Below are 3,022 nucleotides of genomic sequence, written 5' to 3'. Positions count from 1 at the left end.
CCTATAGCTCAGTTGGTTAGAGTAGAAGACTCATAATCTTTTGGTCGCTGGTTCGAGCCCAGCTGGGCCCACAAGGAAAAAAAGCCATTTCAACTAGTTTGAAATGGCTTTTTTGCTAATTCTGGCGGCTATTTTTCGATAGCCGTTCTGTATTTCGAATTCTGACGAAATACAGGATTTACATAATTTTTTGTTGAACTTAACGCAAAGTGTGTAACGAATATGTAACGAACATTTTGTGTGCCTTAAAAAAAGAAATTATGGCAACTGTTAGTGCAAAGGTGTATGAACACCACAAAAGGTCAGATGGGACCTACAATGTCAAAATCTGTGTATATCACAGAAAACAAAGAAAATTTATTGATACAAACCATTTCGTAGTCAAAAAACAATTGACGTCGAAACTAACCATCAAAGACTCGTTTATTTTGAATTTGGTGGAAGCTCAACTTATCGGTTACCGAAAGACCATAAGTGAACTGGGAGATAAACTCATCTTTTTTACTGCAGAGGACTTAAGAAACTATCTATGTGATAAAGATGAAGAAGTTGATTTTATTAAGTTCTGCGAGCAACATATTGCCAATCTAAGATCAGAAGGTAGGGAGGGCACTGCTAATAATCATCGGGCGATAAGAAATAGCTTGATCGATTATTTTAGGAGAGCTGAAGTCTCTATTAATGAAATTAATTCCAATATGCTGATTTCTTATGAGAAATTTCTTCGGGGTGAAAGAAAAATGGAGCGCTTGGACAGTATCGGAAGACTTAGACCAAAAGTAGAGGCTGGATTATCGGATAGCGGCTTACATAACCACATGAGAGACCTTCGGACCTTATTTAATGCTGCTAGAAACCGTTACAATAATGAGGATCTGGGGCTATATAAGATTAAACATTATCCATTTAAGAAATACAAGATAGGCTCTCCGCCACTAACTAAAAAAAGAAACAATAAAATAGACGAGGTTTTAGCTATTCGTGATTGTAGTGTGATACCGGAAAGTAGGACAGAGCTTGCAAGAGACCTTTATATGTTATCTCTGTATCTGTGTGGTATGAATGCCGTGGATATATATAACCTGACTAGTGATAACATAAAGAATGGAAGGATAGAATATAATCGCTCCAAAACTGAAGCGAGGCGTAGAGACAATGCATTTATCAGTATTAAGATAGTTGCAGAAGCTAAGCCTTTGTTAGATAAATATCTTGAAAAGCTAAAGGAAAGATATGTTTCGAGCAATGGTTTAAATGCCGCCTTGGCAAAAGGGATGAAAGAGGTTTGCAAACTTACGGGGCTGAAAGGTGTTACATTATATTGGGCTAGGCATACATTTGCTAGCACTGCGAGAAACGAATGTCGGGTAAGTAAAGATGATATAGCACTTGCATTGAACCATATAGATAACGGACATCAGACTACAGATATCTATATTGCAAAGGACTGGAGTATTATTGATGATGTCCAGGCTAAAGTTTTAAAATCGATTAGGAACAGAAAAAATGGCAGGTGATGAAAAGAGTAATATTTTATTTTTAATAAAACCTTGTTTCATTACTATGGGATTATCAAATACGTAATAGATGACGACCATAACAGCAAAAATTTTTAGACACCACATCAAGAATGATGGAACATTAAATATTAAGTTCAAGCTTTTTCACAGCAGTGAAATACGTTATATAAGAAGTAGTTTCTATGTGTCTAATTATCAGGTATTGCCTAATCCAGAAAGAAAAACAGAGTTTATTAGCAAAAACATAGAGATAAGATCTAAAATAGAAAGAACTCTCGATGAATATCGATTAGTTATCGGAATGTTAGGTAAGAAACTAGATTATCTATCGTGCAAACAGCTGAAAGATTATTTAGAGGAAATGGAGCAACATTTAGATCTCGTAGCCTTTGGTAAAGAGTTCATAATTTCCTTAGTAGATAAGGGAAAGCTTAAAAGTGCATCAAATTATAAAACAGTTATTTATAGTTTAATCGACTTTTTTGGTAAACCTAAGATTTTGTTTGAGGAAATTAGCACAAATAGATTGATTCTATGGGAGAAATATTTAAGAACCGAAAGAACTATATCTAGATATAGTCAAACTGGACGTATAATTACTAACATAAAGAAGCCACTTCAGAATAGAAGTATTCATAATTATTTGCGTGATCTTCGTGCCCTGTTTAATCATGCTAAACGAAAATATAATAATCCAGACGTTGGCTATACCGAAATAAAGCGTGATCCTTTTAAAGAGTACCCTAAGATTAGAGTGTTTCAAACAAAGAAAAGACATCTCGATGTAGCAACCCTTCGAGTAATTAGAGATACAATTTGTAAGAAAAATAGTAGAGTTGCTTTAGCAAGAGATTTATTTATGCTATCCTTTTATCTGTGTGGAATTAATGCAGTTGACTTATATAAGGTCAATAGATCGAATATCGTTAATGGAAGACTGGAATACAATAGGTCTAAAACGAGAGAAAAAAGACTAGATAATGCATTTAAAAGTGTAAAAATAGTAGAGCCTGCAATTAAACTTACAGATAAGTATATAGGTAGATTAGCCAAAAGGTATGCTAATGTCGATGGGCTTAACAAAGCTCTGGGATTCGGTATGAAAGAGGTTTGCAAAATTAACTTTCTTAACGGGATAACGTTTTATTGGGCTAGGCATACGGTAGGGAATTTGGCTAGAAACAAATGTCGATGTAGTAAAGATGATCTTGCTTTGGCTTTAAATCATGTAGATCTAGGTAGGAAAATCACGGATATTTATATTGATAATGATTGGTCAATAATAGATGAATTGCAAGAAAAAGTTATTAGCTTGCTAAATGATGAAAATAAAGTGCGTATTTAAATTTTGGTTTTAATTAATCTTGAGGTTCTAATATTAGTATGTTTTGCGTCAGAGGCTCTTCAATTAATAAAGTTTGAAAATCATCGTAAAATCATGATTTTTAGTTGTTTGTGATTTTTGTTGACCCTCTGACTGTTAATCAGAGGGTCGCTGGTTC

Annotated in this window: 2 protein-coding genes and 1 tRNA gene; all 3 read left to right on the top strand. The window is 34.2% G+C overall.

Annotated features, from left to right (window positions below):
• The 3 genes from B3I52_RS01335 to B3I52_RS01325 all read left to right on the top strand — a co-directional run bounded on the left by B3I52_RS01335 (nt 1) and on the right by B3I52_RS01325 (nt 2,865).
• A tRNA-Ile gene (locus tag B3I52_RS01335) sits at nt 1–71 on the top strand.
• 189 nt (nt 72–260) lie between these two features.
• On the top strand, nt 261–1,517 hold the full coding sequence (locus B3I52_RS01330) for a site-specific integrase (protein ID WP_293297732.1): 1,257 nt from the start codon (nt 261–263) through the stop codon (nt 1,515–1,517).
• A 70-nt stretch (nt 1,518–1,587) separates the two neighbouring features.
• Entirely contained in the window at nt 1,588–2,865 is a 1,278-nt protein-coding gene (locus tag B3I52_RS01325; protein ID WP_293297729.1) for a phage integrase SAM-like domain-containing protein, read from the top strand.
• The last annotated feature ends 157 nt before the right edge of the window (nt 2,866–3,022 follow it).

The sequence above is a fragment of the Pedobacter sp. UBA4863 genome, assembly GCF_002399615.1.
Classification (GTDB): Bacteria; Bacteroidota; Bacteroidia; order Sphingobacteriales; family Sphingobacteriaceae; genus Pedobacter.
The sequence above is the reverse complement of the archived record's forward strand: the minus strand, read 5'-3'. Positions and strand labels throughout refer to the sequence as shown.

Coding starts and splice junctions, on each gene's coding strand:
- B3I52_RS01330 (WP_293297732.1), top strand. CDS start 261: ATGGCAACTGTTAGTGCAAAGGTGTATGAACACCACAAAAGGTCAGAT.
- B3I52_RS01325 (WP_293297729.1), top strand. CDS start 1,588: ATGACGACCATAACAGCAAAAATTTTTAGACACCACATCAAGAATGAT.